Annotated in this window: 13 protein-coding genes and 1 pseudogene; 2 read left to right on the top strand and 12 right to left on the bottom strand. The window is 63.4% G+C overall.

What is annotated here, in order from left to right; genetic code table 11:
* Window positions 1-56: 56 nt before the first annotated feature.
* Entirely contained in the window at window positions 57-1997 is a 1941-nt protein-coding gene (locus F8E02_RS04470; RefSeq protein ID WP_317064270.1) for a type II secretion system F family protein, read from the bottom strand.
* Window positions 1994-3682, bottom strand: coding sequence for a type II/IV secretion system ATPase subunit (locus F8E02_RS04465; protein WP_317064269.1), 1689 nt, complete (start codon window positions 3680-3682; stop codon window positions 1994-1996). Before F8E02_RS04465 ends, F8E02_RS04470 begins: the two co-directional genes overlap by 4 nt.
* Window positions 3683-3864: 182 nt before the next feature.
* Between F8E02_RS04465 and F8E02_RS04460 the strand changes: the two genes are divergently transcribed.
* Together F8E02_RS04460 and F8E02_RS04455 are read left to right on the top strand one after the other, a co-directional pair.
* Window positions 3865-4701, top strand: coding sequence for an RAD55 family ATPase (locus F8E02_RS04460; protein ID WP_317064268.1), 837 nt, complete (start codon window positions 3865-3867; stop codon window positions 4699-4701).
* Window positions 4701-5393: a KaiC domain-containing protein gene (locus F8E02_RS04455; RefSeq protein WP_317064267.1), complete on the top strand. Its 693-nt coding sequence runs from the start codon at window positions 4701-4703 to the stop codon at window positions 5391-5393. The genes F8E02_RS04460 and F8E02_RS04455 overlap by 1 nt, the downstream gene beginning before the upstream one ends.
* Window positions 5394-5669: 276 nt before the next feature.
* Here F8E02_RS04455 and F8E02_RS04450 read toward each other — a convergent pair whose 3' ends face one another.
* The 10 genes and pseudogenes from F8E02_RS04450 to lonB form a co-directional block, all read right to left on the bottom strand.
* Complete coding sequence (locus tag F8E02_RS04450) at window positions 5670-6251, bottom strand: hypothetical protein (protein WP_317064266.1); 582 nt, start codon at window positions 6249-6251, stop codon at window positions 5670-5672.
* A gap of 62 nt (window positions 6252-6313) precedes the next feature.
* Complete coding sequence (locus tag F8E02_RS04445) at window positions 6314-6910, bottom strand: hypothetical protein (protein WP_317064264.1); 597 nt, start codon at window positions 6908-6910, stop codon at window positions 6314-6316.
* A gap of 19 nt (window positions 6911-6929) precedes the next feature.
* Window positions 6930-7832 carry a hypothetical protein gene (locus tag F8E02_RS04440; protein ID WP_317064263.1) on the bottom strand — a complete coding sequence of 301 codons (903 nt, stop codon included), beginning with the start codon at window positions 7830-7832 and terminating at the stop codon, window positions 6930-6932.
* Window positions 7833-7853: 21 nt separating this feature from the next.
* Window positions 7854-9251 (bottom strand): PEGA domain-containing protein, encoded by a 1398-nt coding sequence (locus F8E02_RS04435; protein ID WP_317064261.1) that lies wholly within the window; start codon window positions 9249-9251, stop codon window positions 7854-7856.
* A 21-nt stretch (window positions 9252-9272) separates the two neighbouring features.
* Window positions 9273-9488, bottom strand: a pseudogene (locus F8E02_RS13075) (PEGA domain-containing protein); the annotation flags it as partial.
* Between the two features lie 87 nt (window positions 9489-9575).
* Entirely contained in the window at window positions 9576-10202 is a 627-nt protein-coding gene (locus F8E02_RS04430) for a hypothetical protein (RefSeq protein WP_317064260.1), read from the bottom strand.
* A gap of 402 nt (window positions 10203-10604) precedes the next feature.
* Window positions 10605-10868 (bottom strand): pro-sigmaK processing inhibitor BofA family protein, encoded by a 264-nt coding sequence (locus tag F8E02_RS04425; RefSeq protein ID WP_317064259.1) that lies wholly within the window; start codon window positions 10866-10868, stop codon window positions 10605-10607.
* Window positions 10869-12161, bottom strand: a complete 1293-nt coding sequence (locus tag F8E02_RS04420; protein ID WP_317064258.1) for a TldD/PmbA family protein — start codon at window positions 12159-12161, stop codon at window positions 10869-10871.
* Window positions 12158-13489, bottom strand: coding sequence for a TldD/PmbA family protein (locus tag F8E02_RS04415; RefSeq protein ID WP_317064257.1), 1332 nt, complete (start codon window positions 13487-13489; stop codon window positions 12158-12160). The genes F8E02_RS04420 and F8E02_RS04415 overlap by 4 nt, the downstream gene beginning before the upstream one ends.
* A gap of 6 nt (window positions 13490-13495) precedes the next feature.
* Window positions 13496-15442 carry an ATP-dependent protease LonB gene (gene lonB, locus F8E02_RS04410; protein WP_317064256.1) on the bottom strand — a complete coding sequence of 649 codons (1947 nt, stop codon included), beginning with the start codon at window positions 15440-15442 and terminating at the stop codon, window positions 13496-13498.
* Window positions 15443-15492 lie beyond the last annotated feature (50 nt).

Here is a 15492-nt window from a genome sequence, read left to right as displayed (position 1 = left end):
GCATCACCGCGAGAGAGGTGGGAGGTGAAGGATATAAAATCCTATCGCGGCCGGTCTTACAGGAATATGGTGAAGATCACGAACGCGATGCCGACCATCGCGGCCGCATGTTTGACCCCCGCCCGGAGCGACCCCTCTCCCATCTCCCCGGCGATCAGGCCCGAGAAGAGCGCCTGGATGAGGCAGGCGTGGAAGAGAAGACGCTCGAAGGTCGCGATGGGAGCGTTCCCAAACGTGAAACTGCCGGAGATCCCGGCGGCGGCCGGTGCGTCGACCCCGGCGAGCACGGTGAGGAACTGGGACTGGATGACGGCCACGACGAAGATGAAGACCGTGAAGACCAGGTAGACGATGGCGACGTAGATGAACATCTCCCCCTGCCGCTCGCGCTTGAGGGTCTCCGACATCGCCGCGTCGCGTGCGGCGATGTTGAGGACCTCCCCGATGTTCCCGGTCATCCGGCTCGCCGTCGTGATCAGGGTGACCGCACGCGCGATGGTGGGGGTGCGTATCCGTTCCTCGAACCGCACGAGCGCATCCTGGACGCTCGCGCCCCATTCGATGTCGCGTTTGACTTTCCGGATCTCGTAGGTCAGGATCCCGAGGTCGGCCTTCACCACGATCGTGATCGCCTGCGCGAGCGTCAGGCCCACCTGGTTTATCCCGGAGAGGCGGTTGAGAAATTCGGGGATAGCCGCCTCAAGCCCCATCACCTTCTTCTGCCAGGACCTATGGAAGATGCCGAAGGGGGCGAGGACGATCAGGAGCGCCACGATCAGGTGGTCGTCGAGGACGTCGATCAGCACCTCGATGTCCGTATAGCGCGGGGTTGCGAGGAAGGCGAGGAGAACGTATACGAGCGCGACCGGGACCGTCACGTAGAACGTTCTGTTCGGCTCGACCAGGAACGCCCGGAGGGGATGGCGCAGGAAGGTCCGGAGGCTGCGGATCCGGTCGTAGCGGGCAAGCTGCCGGACGAACGGTTCGTCGCCGGTCCGCTCTTCGACCCGGACGTCGTCGAACTCGCGGAGCCATCGGGCTTCGGTGTACCGCTCGATTCCTTCGCTCTTGATGGAGATCGTGTCGAGGAAGAGGATGAAGAAGAGCGAGCCGACCGGGACCAGGAGGTAGATGACGACCGAGAGCTGCAGGATGGGCGTACTGCTCATGAAGCCCATGACGACCATGACGATGATGATGAAGAGCGGGCCGGCGACGAAGAGCGTCACGTAGGCCTCGGCGACCAGTTGAAGCGTCGAGAGGAAAGTCTTCTGCTCGAACCGGGCCTCCTCCTGGTAGGTGCGCACCCGGGTCTCGAGAAAAGCGAGCATATCCCCCCCGCTCTCGACCACGGAGACGAGGTCCTGGACGAACTCCCGGAGTTTCTCCGACGGAGTCGTCTCCTGCAGGTGCCGGAGGGCCGTGATCACGTCGTAGCCGAAGTAGTCGGCGTCCCGGACGACCCGGCGGAACTCGTGGGAGGCTTCGCCGTAGACCGCCGAGCTCTCGCCGATCGCCCGGAAGACCGCCATCATCTCCGCTCCCCCCTGGCGCATGGCGTACATGTAGGCGACGGCGTGATGGAGCAGCAGGTTGATCCGGGTCTCCCGGTTCTTCTTCACCAGGGACGGGTAGCGCAGGAAGAAGACGCCGGCCGCATAGGCGGCAACCCCGAAGACGGATACGCACATGGCGGCCTGAAGGGCCCCGATCGCGGGCTCCGCCTGGATGAACGCCGGAAGGTGAAGGGAGAAGACGTTGTATACACCGATGTTCACACGCGGGAGAAGCGAGAAGCGCATCGCGAGGAAGGCTGCAAGGGCGCAGAAGAGACCGAAGAGCCCGGAAGTCAGGAACATCCGCAGGAGGTAGCGGTCGAGGGTGACCCCGAGGTTCGCCGCAACGAGGTCTTCGTGGAGGCCCCGGTAGCGGACGGGGTCGCGCTCCGCCAGGCGGTGGACGAGGCGGCGGGCCCGCGCGCGGACGGACAGCGTCACCGGATCAACCCGCGGAGGTTGTCGAGCGAGGCGAGCACCCGGTCGCGGTCGATGGTGAAGGCCTGGATGATCCGGGCGACCACCCGGTAGTCCCTGATCTCCTGCTCGTGCATCGCGAGGAGGACGGAACGCCGTAGTCCCAGTTCCTCATTCAGCCGGGCCCGGCTCCAGCCCCGGTATTCCATGATCTCGGCGTAGATCCGCGACCGCCCGGAGTAGGAGAAGGTGTCGGGGATGGGGTTGTACTCGTAGACCGTGTTCACCTGGAGGTTGCCGGTGATCGGGTCGATCCCGGCGAGTTCGACGATCTCCCGGCACCGCCGGACGCGGTCGCGCCCCCGGTGGGTGAGCGCCTGGACGGATATGACGTCGAGGGCCTGGAGCATGTTTCTCGGCACGTTGAGGGGTGCGTTCTCCAGGCGGTGGATCGCGGCGTCGACGCCGCCGGCGTGCATGGTGGAGAACGTCGTGTGCCCGGTGTTCATCGCCTGGAAGAGGGTCTGGGCCTCGTTCCCCCGGACCTCGCCGACCAGGATGTACTCGGGGCGCTGCCGCATCGCGGCTTTGAGGAGATCGAACATCCCGATGGTGGCGCCGAGACCCTCGGCTACCGCTTCGCGCGTGACGCTCGCGACCCAGTTCTCGTGGTTGAGCGTGATCTCGCGGGTATCCTCGATGGAGACGATCTTTGCGAGCGGGGGGATGAAGAGGGCGACCGCGTTGAGCGACGTGGTCTTCCCCGACGCGGTGCCGCCGATGAAGAGGAGGCTCTTGTTGTTCTCGATCGCCATCCAGAAGTAGACGAGCTGGTCGACGTCGAAGGTCTTCGTCTCCATCAGTTCGACAGGCGTGAACGGGGCTTCACGGAACTTGCGGATCGTGAACGAGGTGCCCCGGGTGGTGACCTCGCTGCCGAAGGTGAGCTGCAGCCGTGAGCCGTCGGGGAGGGTCGCGTCCACGAGCGGGCTCCCTATCGAGACGTGCTTGCCGGAACGCTGGGCGAGCGCGATCGCGAGCGAGTTTAAGGCCGTCTCGTCAAAGAGGATGTTCGTCTTGATGTTCTGGTGCCTCCGGTGGTACAGGAAGAGCGGTATACGGGTACCGTCGCAGGAGATATCCTCGATATTGGGATCCTTCATCAGCGCGTCGATGCGCGACCAGCCGAGGAAGTTGCGTTCGAGGTAGTAGCGGAGTTTGAAGGTCGTGGCGTCGTCGAGGACGAGGCCGTATTCCGTGAGCAGGTCCTGTGTCTTCCTGGAGAGGACCAGCCGGCGGTCGGCGGCCAGGTCCTGATCGTCGAGGATCAGGACGTCGCGGAGGTCGTCAAAGAGCCGCTCCAGGAGTTCGTACTCGAACTCCGAGAGGACCGGTTCGAAGAGGAGGTATTCGGCCTGGTTCGTCTGGATGTTGCGGGCGACGATCGCGAGCGAGAGGCCTTCGCGGATCCAGTAGCGGTCAAGCTCCTCGTACGGCGGCGAGACCGCCGCCTCCACGAGGCTGCCGTGGACCGCGGGGTCGTAGGCGTCCGGAGCCTCGGCGCTCTTCCGGAAGGAGAGGGCCCGCTCCAGGAGGGCGGCAAGAGCGGGAGGGAGCGTTGGCCCTTCCTGCCCTGAAGACGCGCCCGTAGCGTTCCCCCCCGTCGCCGGATCCCCGGCCGTGCCCTGCATCTGCTCCGTGACCCGCATTGTTAACCCCGACCACCTGCCCGGACCCGGACAGGAGAGACCGCGTATGACTATACGTGATGTGAACCGGCATCCATATAAATCTGCGTTTCTGGCAGGATATGCCCCCAATGGCGATAACTTCCAGTGATATCGAGGGAGACCGCAACGCTTTAACCGCTATTCACATATATAACGTATCCATGCAAGACCGCCTCCCGCTACGGATGCCGACAGGGATCACCTCGCTCGACCCCGTCCTCGACGGTGGCGTCCCGCCGGGATCGGCGGTGCTGCTCCTCGGGGAACACGGTGCCGGCAACATCGAGTTCGTCCAGACCTCGATCATGCATCTCTCTACCCTGAGGGAGAGCGTGAAGGCCGATGAGAGCCTCCTGGTCCCGGAGAGGATCTCGTACGTGACGTTCACCCGGATGCGGGAGGATATCCTCAAGGAGATCGCCCTCTCCTTCAGCCCGGGGCTCTACGGCCGGCTCGACGAGGAGATCGCCTTTCACGACCTCTCGGAGCTCTACTTCGATGCGAGCATCGTCCCCCCGGACTGGTACGGCGAGGGGAGCGTCATCGAACGTCTCCAGAAGAAGCAGCGCAAGGAGAACGGGAGCATCCTGGCCGAGGTCGCCCGGGTGCTCGACGGGTGCCCTAAAAACGGCCTGATCGTCCTCGACTCGCTGACCGAGATCGCCCCCCCGCTCACGGACCCCGTCCGGTGGCACGCGTTCATCGCCTTCCTGCGCGGGCTGCAGCGGGCGGCGAAGCGCTGGAACACCACCGTCTACCTCCTGCTCACCTCCGGGATCCTGGCCCGGTCTCAGGAGCTCGAGATCGCCGACTGCGTCGACGCCACGCTCCTCTTCCGCTGGGAGGAGACCGGGGCGCAGCGCCGGCAGCGGGTCATGCACTTCGAGAAGTTCCGGGGCGTGATGCCCCGCCTCGAGGACAAGGATCTCGTGAAGTTCTCGGTGAAGATCTCGGCCGCGGGCGGGTTTGAGGTGCGCAACATCAGGGTGGTGGTCTGATGAAGGGCCGGGTGAAGTTCGGGGTCGAGGGGCTCGACGAGATGCTCCTTGGGGGGCTGCTCGAGCGGAGCATCTGCGCGATCGTCGGCACCTACGGGACCGGGAAGACGACATTTGCCCTCCAGTTCGCCTACGAAGGGATCAAGCGGGGGGAGAAGGTGATCTACATCAGTCTCGAGGAGCGGGAGGAACTCCTCCGCGCCACCATGGCGCAGAAAGGATGGGACACGGAGGGGTTCGGCGACCGGCTCTACCTCCTCCGGCTGGACCCGACCGACTTCAACCTCGCGATCAGCAGCATCAAGAGCGAGCTCCCTGCCCTCATCAGGAGCACCGGGGCATCGCGGGTGATCATCGACCCGATATCGCTCTTTGAGGGGCTCTTCGTGGACGAATCCGTCCGGCGGCAGGAGATGTTCGCGTTCATCGAGATGATGCGGGACGAGGCCTGCACGCTCATCATCACAAGCGAGACCGAGACGGGGAACCCGGACGGGAGCCGGTACGGCCTCGTCGAGTACCTCGCCGATGCGGTGGTCCTCCTCCGCTACATCCGCTCGCCGGGGCTGACGGAGGTGCATCTCGCCCTCGAGGTCGTGAAGATGCGCCGGTCGGCCCACTCCCGCGAGATCAAGCCGTTCGAGATCTTTTCGGACCGGATTATGGTGTACTCGGAGGCGAGTCTCTTCTAAGAGCGACGCTTCGCAGAAGCGGAGCTTGAGAACATTGCGCAGCAATTTTCGAGTGGCGATGCTCTCCCACGCAGTCAGCACTCGTGGTAAGAGGTCTCACGCGGAGGCGCGAAGTGCGACGGGCCGAAGGGCCGGAGCAAGAGCACCGCAAGGTGCGAACGGAGCTGGAGCACCGAAGGCGCGGGTCCAGAGAACGAGCACCTTCAGATGCGAAGAACGCGAGAGGAACCAGCATCTACACCGCCTTCGCGCCTTCACGGCTCGCACCTTCGGTGCTCACGCTCCGGTCCTGACGGACCATCGCGGCTCGAAACCTGATGGCTTCTCACGCTTGCACCTGCCGGTGCTCACGCTCTTGCCATCCCGGCAGTCGCGCTCCACTCCTGATGGAGCGTCGCGGCTCGCACCTGCGACTTTCCGCATGTCCAGACCCAATATTTCGCTAATCAGCCGCACCATCGCCTGCTTCAGCAGTTCTGGATGCTTCAAGACGAACCTCCCGACGATGACCGCGACCTTCGCCGCATCCCCGGAGCCCGGGATCAGCGCGGCAAGGTTCAGCCCCGTTCCGACCAGGTCGCCCCGCGATATCGTCGCGGCGATATCCCGGAGATCGCCGATGACGATGACCCCGCTCGCGACCCAGCCGCCCAGGTAGTAGATGTTGTCGTGGTCGTCGGCGCCCCACTCGCCGCCGACGGCACCGAGCAGGAACTCCCGACCCATCGCGAGCGGGCCATAGCGCTCCTCGAAGACCAGGGGGTCGTAGTCAGGATCGTACCAGTCCCCGGAGTCGGAATGACCGTCCTCGTCAGTATCGGCCGACCAGAGATCGGTGCCGACGGTGTTCCACTCCACCGCGTCCGAGAGCCCGTCCTCCTACCCCAGGAACGCACCATCGAAAAGAAGTTATGAGCCGGTCAACATTGCCTTTTTTCTTCAAGTATTTTCGAGGGATGGCGCCACCAGAACCGGTCGGGGAAATGCAGGGTTTCGGCTTCGGGATAATACTCCAGGATCTTTTTCACTTCCCACGAGTACTTGCACCGGAAAACCTCGTCGAGGACGGCGACTTTCGTCTTCAGGTCAGCGAGATCGAAATCCCTTTCCAGCTCCGTCAACAATATCTCGATAGCGCTGCGGATAGCCAGCTGCTGGGGGATTTCTAGCTCGAAAGGCTCAAGGTAGGTAAAATAACTGATAAATACGGGATAATGATCGATGTCCCGCCGGAGTGCCTCGAACAACCTGGTGCGGTACTCCCGTCCCCGCCTTTCCTCCAGGCCCGTCAGGTTCCGGGTTATCCTCTCGTATTCCGCCCGGAACGCCGTGCAGTCGGCGCCTTCCGCTTCAAGCAGACCGATCCGGAACGAGAGGAGGTGTTTTGGCCCGTAGGGCGCGTCGGGTGGATATCGCCCGTACGGCTCCAATTCATCGTAGTGCTCGTCGGTCTCCTCGACGATTTTTTCGTAGCGGATCAACTCTTTCGCTACCTGTTCTTTGAGTTTGTCATCCATGTTCCGACGTCTCCAAAATCTAGTTCAACCGGACGAGTCTGCCCGCGATTTCATCGTCGACGTAGTGCTCGGGCTGGTTCCTTGGCCTGAAAAACGTCGCGATCAGTCCTGCTTTTGTCCCGCAGGCAACCTCGTTGGCGTTGCGGTCGTAGACGATCAGGGTGTCGTATCCCGTCTGGTAATACAGTTCCACTCCCGGGTCTCTCCGGTTGATCAGGCTTATCGCCTTCTGCTGGAATTCTTCCCGGCCCGGTGCAGGCGACCACTCGTGGCCATGACCGGTGTAGTGGGTAAACCGGGATTCGTCGCCGTACACCTCCCCTGCGAGGGCCTGCTTTTCCCGGAGCATTGTCAGTGGGTGCATCCACCAGAACTCGTCGGGGTAGTGCAAACCCTCGGCTTCGGGGAAATACTTCAGGACGTTCTCGACTTCCCGCAGGTATTTGCATCTGAAGACCTCATCGAGGATGGTGACTTTCGTTTTGATCTCTGCCAAGTCGAAGTATCCTTCTACTTCCATCAATAGTGTCTCAATACTATTGCGGAGGGATATTTCATGCGGGATTTCAAGTTCGAAAGGTTCCAGATCGGCGAATGAGCATACTCTTCTGGGATAGAGGAAATTCACGTCTCGTTGTAACACTCCGAGGAGTTTTTCGCGGTAATCATGTCCCCACTTCTCCTCCAGGGCTGTCAGTTTCCGGGTGACTCTTGCATATTCATCTCGAAACTCCTTGCAATCGATACCTCTTTCTTCAAGTGCACGAATCCAGCAGGGGAGAATTAGTTTCAGCCAAAGGGGTGCATCGGGGGAGTACCTCCCCCCGATTTTCAACTCACCGTAGTGTTCATCAGTCTCCTTGAGACTTTCCTCATAGCGTATCAAGCCGTCCGTTACACGTTTTTTAATTTCTTCGCTCATTTTTCCATCGTCCGTCACCGGTTAGTTCAGTCTCGTGAGTCTGCTAGCGATGCTTGAGATATATGCATCATCCGTTTTATAGAACGTCACAATCAACCCGCCCTTCGTCCCGCTGGCTAACTCCTTGGCAATGCGATCATAGACCACAAGAGTATCGTGTCCCTCCTGGTAATACAACTCCACTCCATTTGGTCCACTATCTCTCCGGTTGATCAAGGCCGTCGCCCTTTGCTTGTACTCCACCTCGGTCAGTATCGGAGGAATAAACTCATGCCCATGTGTTCTGAAGTGTTCGGCGATATAGTCATTCACGTCCATATTCTTCCTCGTCACCCAATTCCCATCAAACGTCGCTTCGAGGAATCCCCTGACATGGACGAGGTCAACATTCTTCTTGGCTAATGCCTCAATCGCTTCTACCGGAACACCATGCGTGTTGCGCAGCGCGCTCCCGGCCCCATCGAAGAGCAGATCCCAGACCTGGATCTTAATCGCGTCCGGCAACGACCCCAGGAGTTCCTTCGAGAGCAATACCCCAAGCTCCCGCGCCTTCCACGGGAACTTCCCGGTGTAGCAGGCGATCGCCCCCGTGATCTTGATCCCGTCCCCGGGCCCGGGGATCGCGCCCGCGGCGTTCATCGCCGCGCCGACGGGATCGCCGTTGAGGATCGCCTGCACCGCGTCGCGAATATCGGCGATCCCACCGACGGCAGGCAGACAGGAGAACCCGATCCAGCCGACCATGTAGTAGGGCGAGGAAGCGGTCTCTTCCCCGACCATCCCGTAGAAGAGCCCACCCGGAAGCCCGGTCTCCCCGAAGACCGCACCGAGGATGATGGCCCGCCCGATCTTGGCGAGATCGACGTCGCCGCCGGCTTGCGGCGTCAGCGGGTCGGGGTCGGCACTGTCACGGAGGCCGTCCCCATCGGTGTCCGGGTTGAAGGGATCGGTACCGTACTCGAACTCCGCAAGATCATTGAGCCCGTCCCCGTCGGTATCCGCCTTCGTCGGGTCGCTCCGCTGCTTGAAGTAGGTCTTGCCGTTCGCGTCGATGACCATCTCCCCGGCCTCAAAGCCGTCCGAGAGCCCGTCCCCGTCGGTGTCGATCAGATACGGGTTGAGGGTCTGCCACCTGCCGAATCCGTCGCGATACCCGTTCTCGAAGCCGTCCGGCAGGCCGTCTCCGTCCAGGTCCTCATCGTTCAGGGTCGCGGTCACCGGTACGGTCTGGCCGTTTGCGACCGTCACCGTCGCGGTGAACGGCCCGTAGCCTTCCTTCAGGACGTCGACCCGGTGCACGCCGACGGGGATGCCCGGAAGGGTCAGCTGCCCGGAGGCCGCCGAGGTGGTACCCTGATACCCGGAATCGAGGTAGACCGCCGCTCCCAGCGGGGAGGATGTCACCGCGATCGTGCCCACCGGGGCGTTCAGGTCGAAGTGGACGTTCGTCTGCTGGTTGGCATTGACGGTGACAGTCCGGGTGGCGGTGGCGTAGCCCTCCTTCCTGACCTCGACGGTGTAGGTGCCGGCAAGGAGATCCGGGACGATCCCGTTCGTGCCGCCGCAGAAGATGTTGTCGACGTAGGTGGCAGCCTGGTTCGGCGTCGACGTGACGTAGAGCGAGCCGACCGGCGCGGACTCGCTGTTGACGGTGATGTACTCCGTATAACTCGTCCCAAACGAACTGCTCTCGACGCGAAGGTAGCCGTCATGGTTGTTGTAGCCGCCCGCCGAAACCCGGGCTCACCCCCGTGCACCGACCCCCCGGCCGGCCCCGCTCTTCTTCTGCATCTTCTGCCACCGCTTGAGGACGAACGCCGCGATAGTGAGGGCGAAGAGCGTGTTGAAGAGGACCCATATGACCGGGTTCTCGAAATCGTGGCCGATCAGGTTCCCGTGCACGATGGCAAAGAGGAGGACGACGTACATCAGCCCGTGCACCCACCGCCAGTACTTCGGGATGTACTTCCGGAGCAGCACGACAGCAAATGCAATATACAGGAGGTAGAGCGCGGGCCGGCCTGCGAGCGCCCAGAACCTTCCCCACGGAGAGAAGACCGGGACGAATATGGCGGGGTTCATCGACGCTATGAAGAGGGTCACGGGGTGCAGCGTCGGGAGGAGGAGGCCGACGGCGGCGAAGATGTGGTGCACCGCGAGGAACGGCCTGCCGAAGACCTTCATGATCTCCCGGAGGAACGGCGTCAGGATGGCCGCGATGGCGAGAGCAAGGAACCCCCAGAGAGCGGTGAGGCGGGCTATGACATGGAGCGGATCATCATAGGGGGCGGCCAGCACCACCGCGGCGGTGATCGCATACAGGGCCAGGATGACGGCGGCAGCGAGCATGCCCGCCCGGGGGAGAGTCATGGTCCCGGAAGGCTCGCGGCGGGGGATAAGGGTTTCGGCCCGGGTGCGTCACGAGGTGTCTCCCGGCTCCGGAGGAAGTGGCCGGCCCGCCGCACGTCGCATCCTGCTCCTGCCTTTCAGCCTGTCTCACTTCGAGGACCCCGGTCTGCGTGAGCTCTCTCCGGATGTTTCACTCGTCGCTCTTCGCGTGAGACCACATTGTTACCCTTACTCCATCAACTCACGCGAAGCCGCGAAGTCTGGGCAGGTGTCAATAGTCCTTTTCGCGTTCCTCGCACCTGAGGGTGCTCGAGCTCCGTTCCTAACGGAACATCGCACTTCGCGGCTTCGCGTGAGATCACAGTGAAGGCCAGGCTGGAAGAAGCCCCGACCATCGAAAAATAAGAAGTGGTTGGGAAACCCTCAGATCGCGATCCCGACGAGGTGCAGCAGCACCAGGACCAGGGCGCCGGGGAGACCGCCGAGGGCGCAGATCAGGATCGTCACCAGGTTGATCTGGATGTCGGGCGCGCCGAACCAGCTCATGACATCGAAGTAGTTCAGGAGCCAGAGCGTAACGAGCCCGGCGACGGCGTTGATGACGAGCGTCATCGCCTTCTTCATGAGGTAATAGAGCGCCGCGGCTATCGCTACGGCAAGAAGGATGGCAAGGATCTCTTCCATCATCTATTTACCAATGATCTGCTGGTTATTTAACCGTATTGATGGAATCGTGAGCCTGCCCAGCCGTCTTGCGTCTTTTCCGAGCCCCCCGATCTCCGCGAGCATCTCAAAGACGTTTCCGGCAAACATCGCCGTCCGGATGGGCTCGACGAGTTCTCCGCCCTCGATCCAGAAGGGGTTTGAGATCTCCACCGAGAAGTCGCCGGAGAACGGGTTTGCCGTATGGGCGCCGACGACATCGTGGATCCAGACCGCCCGCTCGTCGCCGGGCTCGTTTACCCGCGGTCCGTCGACGAAGAGGTTGTGGAACCCGATACCGGGCGGCTCGCCCCCGGAGCGGACGGCGCTTCCCGTGCTCGCCTCGCCGTAGCGGTAGCCGGTCTTGAGGTCGTAGGCGAACTGCCGGAGCACCCCCTGTTCGATGAAGGCCAGGCGGCGGGTGGGAACGCCCTCCGCGTCGAAGGCCGTGCTCCCGAAGCCGGGGGCGAACGGGTCGTCGTAGACGGAGAGGCGCTCATCGAGGACCTGCTCGCCGACCTTCTCCGCGAGGGACGAGCGGCCGGCCTTCACGTTCCGGCCGGAGAGGGCCGGGAGGAGGACCTGGCCGATGAGGCTTGCCGCCGCGATCGGGGAGAGGACGATATCGTAGCGCCCGGTCTCGATGTCCCTGCCGCCGAGAGAGCGGGCGGCAAGGAACGCGGCCTGCTCACCGACCGACCGGGGGTCGAGCTCGGCGCGGAACGGGGAGGCGTCGAACTCGTAGCCCGTCGACTGTTCGCGGATCGTCTCGAGGGAGACCGACGCCGCCGTCCGGTCCATGCCGTAGAGGGTGCCGGTCGAGTTCGCGACCATCAGGTAGGACCGGGAGAGGTTCGCGCCCCCGCCGACGACCTCCACCGGGTGCTCCGCGGCACCGGCAAGGAGGTCCTCGACCATCCCCGCCGCGTCCTCGACCGCGACGACGAGGTCCCGGTCCGCCGCGGAGGCGGCGCTGACCAGGGAGGCGGGTTTCGGGAACCCGCCCCACTGCTGCGGGGTAGCGAGGCGGCCGCTCGCGAGCGCCGCATCCAGGCACTCCTTCCAGCGGTCGGGGTCGCTCGTGGACGAAAAGCCGATCCTTCCGTCGTTGACGGTCCGGATGGCCATGCTCCAGCCCACGGACTCCTCGGCAGTGCCGAGGATCCCCTTCTTGATCTCGGTGGCGATGCTCTCTCCCCGGGCGTAGAAGACCTCTATCTCGTCGGCCCGGCTGTTGCCTTCCCGGAGGATCCTCTCGATCAGGTCTTCGCCGTTCATTCGCCCCGCCCCCCGATGGTTGCATGCTCAAGCAGGAGGTGCGGCGCGCCGTCGCTCACCGGCACGCTCTGTCCGCCCTTCCCGCAGTAGCCCGGGCTCATCTTCCGGTCGTTCCCGATGAGCGCGATGTTATGGAGCGTCGAGAGGATCTCGCCCGAGAGCGAGACGTCCCTGACCATATCGGTCATCTCGCCGCCCTCGATCAGGTAGCCGTACTCCGCGTTGAACTGGAAGACGCCGCGGCCGGGGTCGACCTGGCCGCCCCGCGACCCGATCAGGAGGATGCCGTCCCGGCACTCGCTGATGATCTCATCGTAGGCCGCATCGCCGTTCTCGATGAAGGTGTTGCTCATCCGGACGATCGGCGGCGCCCCGTGCTCGGCGCGGGCGTGGCCGGCGACCCCGTTCCCCACCGCCGCGAGGGTCTCGCGGTTGTGGATGTAGGATCTCAGGATGCCGTCGCGGATGATCTCCGTCCGCTCGACGGCAACGCCCTCGGCATCGACGGGCATGAACCCGAACTCGTGGAGCGTGGGGTCGTCGACGATGACGAGCCCCGGACAGCCGATCGCTTCACCGATCTTCCCGCCGAGGACCGATGCGCCCTCGCGGACGAGGTCGCCTTCGCTCGCGTGGCCGACCGCCTCGTGGGTGAAGACGCCCGCGAGTTCGGGGTCGAGGACGGCCCGCCGCGGACCGCCCTTCGGCAGTTTCGCGTCGAGGAGCGAGACCGCGACCTCCCCCGCCTTCCGGCCGAGGTCCTGCTTCCCGCGGAGGTTGAAGCCGGTGGTGATATGGTCGCGCTCGCTCCCCATCTGCATCACGCCGTTTCTTGACGCGATGGCGAGGACCGAGAAGCCCGACCGGACGGCCTCGTAGGAGTACTCGTTCCCGTTCGAGTCCAGGTACCGGACCGCGTCGATCCCCTCGGTGTAGCGGGCCCGGGTGTTCGCCACCCCATCAACCCGTGCCGCTTCCTCGATCCCGGCAAGCAGGCGGGTCTTCTCCTCGAGGTCGACGTCCCGCGGGTCCTCGGCAAGGGGCGGGACGGAGAGCACGCCGCGGGGGGCGTCGGCAAGGTCGATCTCGTCTGCGGTCACGGCCGCAAGCCGCGCTGCCGCCGCCACCAGGGCGTCGACCTCCCGCTTCGAGTCGATATCGACGTGGTCGCGGGTGAGAAAACCCCAGCCCTTCGGACCGAGCACCCGTATCACAGCTTTATCAAAAAATGAGGTGCCTGCGGACTCGATCACTCCGTTGTCGATATCGACCAGAGTGACCTCGCCTCGCACGCACCTGATGTCGTAGTATCGCACATCAGCAGCCATAAGGCATCAGACTATCGAGCGCCCGACGTTTGCGTTCGGATCGAAGATGGCGGGCGTCGGGCCGACCGCCATCTTCCGGAGCTTCGAGAGGAAGCCTTCGCGGTTCTCCGGCACCAGCGCGTTCTGGAGGACCTCCTCGATGTGGTCGACCGGGACCACCTCGACCATATCGCGGTAGCGGTCCTCGATCAGGACGTCGTCGAGGTTCGACCGCGGGATGATCACCTTCTTGATCCCCGCCTTTGCCGCCGCCTCGATCTTGTAGGTGACCCCGCCGATGGGGAGGACGTCGCCTCTGACCGAGAGGGAGCCGGTCATCGCGACGTCCTGGCGGACCGGGATGTTCTCGATGGCGCTGATCACCGCTGTTGCCACCGTCACGGAGGCGGAGTCGCCCTCGACGCCGCTGTAGGTGCCGATGAACTGGATGTGGATGTCCATGTTCCGGATGTCCTTGCCGGTGAACTTCTTGATCAGGGCGCTGACGTTCTTGATCGATTCCTGGGCGATCTCCTTTAAGAGACCGGTCGCGATGACCGAACCGTTCGCCCCCTGGCTCGGGGTCACCTCGGCCATCACCGGGAGGACGGAGCCCGAGTCGCTCCCCATCACCGCAAGCCCGTTCACCCGGCCGACACGGTTCCCCTCGACGACGGTGATGTCGTAGTCGCGGCTCCGGCGGATGTACTCGTCGGAGATCTGGTCCTCGATCGAGCGGGAGGCCGATTTCGCGGCGAGGACGTGCTTCACCGTGGTGAAATCCGCACTCTCCTGCCGGGCAAGGTCGCCCGCCACGCGGATGAGCCCGCCCATGTCACGGAGCTTCAGGGTCAGGTGGCCCTTCCGGTTCGAGCGGCGCCGGGCCTCGCGGAGGACCTCGAGCATGGCGTCGCGGTCGAAATGGGGGATCTTCCCGTCGTTCTTGACCTCCTGGGCGATGAACCGGAGGAACTTCTTCCGGTTCTCAGGGGTGTCCTCCATCGTCTCGCGCATGTAGACCTCGTAGCCGTAGCCCCGGACACGAGACCGGAGCGCCGGGTGCATCCCCTGGATGGCGTCGAGGTTGCCTGCGGCGATCATCACGAAGCGGCAGGGGACCGGCTCGGTCCGGACCATCGCACCGCTCGACCGCTCGCTCTGGCCGGTGATCGGGAAGGTTCCCTCCTGGAGCGCGGTCAGCAGGTTCTGCTGGGAGTGCGGGGTGAGGGTATTGATCTCGTCGATGAAGAGCACGCCCCCGTGCGCCCGGTGGATCGCTCCGCCCTCGACGCGGTCGTGGGACGGGGTCTCAAGGCCGCCGCTCTGGAAGGGGTCGTGCCGGACGTCGCCGAGCAGGGCCCCCGCGTGCGAGCCGGTCGCGTCGATGAAGGGCGCGATGGTGTTGGGCTCGTGGGAGATGAGGAGCTTCGGGACCATCGCCTCCTCGCGGGGCATCGAGTACTTCAGTGCCATGAAGACGAACGCGGCGGCGATGATGCCCATGAGCCACTGGTAGGTGATGATCGCGTAGCCGATGATACCGATGATGAGGAGCATGATGAGGGTGCTCCGCATCTGGATCTTCTTTCTCGCCTCGACCTTGTGGGCGTTCACGATCTGTTTGCCGCGGCTCGCGGGCACCGTCCTGATGATGGGGTTGTTGTTGTCTTCGGGGTTCGGGTAGACCAGAATATCCTGCAGATCTTCCTTGGGGAGGAGTTCGGCCATCGCCTTCGCCAGCATCGATTTGCCGGTTCCCGGTGTGCCGATCATCATCACGTGCCTGCGCTGGACCGCAGCTTTGCGGATCACCTCGACGGCGTGTTCCTGGCCGATGACCTGGTCGATCAGGTTCGGCGGGACATCGATATCGGACGATGCGCTCAACTCAAGACCGGCAAAGTCATCGATCTCCGCCAGCTCGTCGTAGGTGAGCTCAATCTTCGGAATTTCTGTTGGAGTCGTTGAATCCATCGTCGAGTTTACCTCTTTGCTGCACTGATACTTATATAATTTATTCATGC

It is taken from the genome of Methanoculleus caldifontis, from assembly GCF_032842345.1.
GTDB classification, from domain to species: Archaea; Halobacteriota; Methanomicrobia; order Methanomicrobiales; family Methanoculleaceae; genus Methanoculleus; species Methanoculleus caldifontis.
This window is presented reverse-complemented; position numbering and strand designations above follow the sequence as displayed.

What these genes read in the sequence shown, in the direction of transcription:
- F8E02_RS04445 (WP_317064264.1), bottom strand. Translation starts at nt 6,910, where the DNA reads ATGGATGACAAACTCAAAGAACAGGTAGCGAAAGAGTTGATCCGCTAC.
- F8E02_RS04430 (WP_317064260.1), bottom strand. Translation starts at nt 10,202, where the DNA reads ATGACTCTCCCCCGGGCGGGCATGCTCGCTGCCGCCGTCATCCTGGCC.
- F8E02_RS04465 (WP_317064269.1), bottom strand. Translation starts at nt 3,682, where the DNA reads ATGCGGGTCACGGAGCAGATGCAGGGCACGGCCGGGGATCCGGCGACG.
- F8E02_RS04440 (WP_317064263.1), bottom strand. Translation starts at nt 7,832, where the DNA reads ATGAGCGAAGAAATTAAAAAACGTGTAACGGACGGCTTGATACGCTAT.
- F8E02_RS04460 (WP_317064268.1), top strand. Translation starts at nt 3,865, where the DNA reads ATGCAAGACCGCCTCCCGCTACGGATGCCGACAGGGATCACCTCGCTC.
- F8E02_RS04420 (WP_317064258.1), bottom strand. Translation starts at nt 12,161, where the DNA reads ATGAACGGCGAAGACCTGATCGAGAGGATCCTCCGGGAAGGCAACAGC.
- F8E02_RS04415 (WP_317064257.1), bottom strand. Translation starts at nt 13,489, where the DNA reads ATGGCTGCTGATGTGCGATACTACGACATCAGGTGCGTGCGAGGCGAG.
- F8E02_RS04425 (WP_317064259.1), bottom strand. Translation starts at nt 10,868, where the DNA reads ATGATGGAAGAGATCCTTGCCATCCTTCTTGCCGTAGCGATAGCCGCG.
- F8E02_RS04455 (WP_317064267.1), top strand. Translation starts at nt 4,701, where the DNA reads ATGAAGGGCCGGGTGAAGTTCGGGGTCGAGGGGCTCGACGAGATGCTC.
- lonB (WP_317064256.1), bottom strand. Translation starts at nt 15,442, where the DNA reads ATGGATTCAACGACTCCAACAGAAATTCCGAAGATTGAGCTCACCTAC.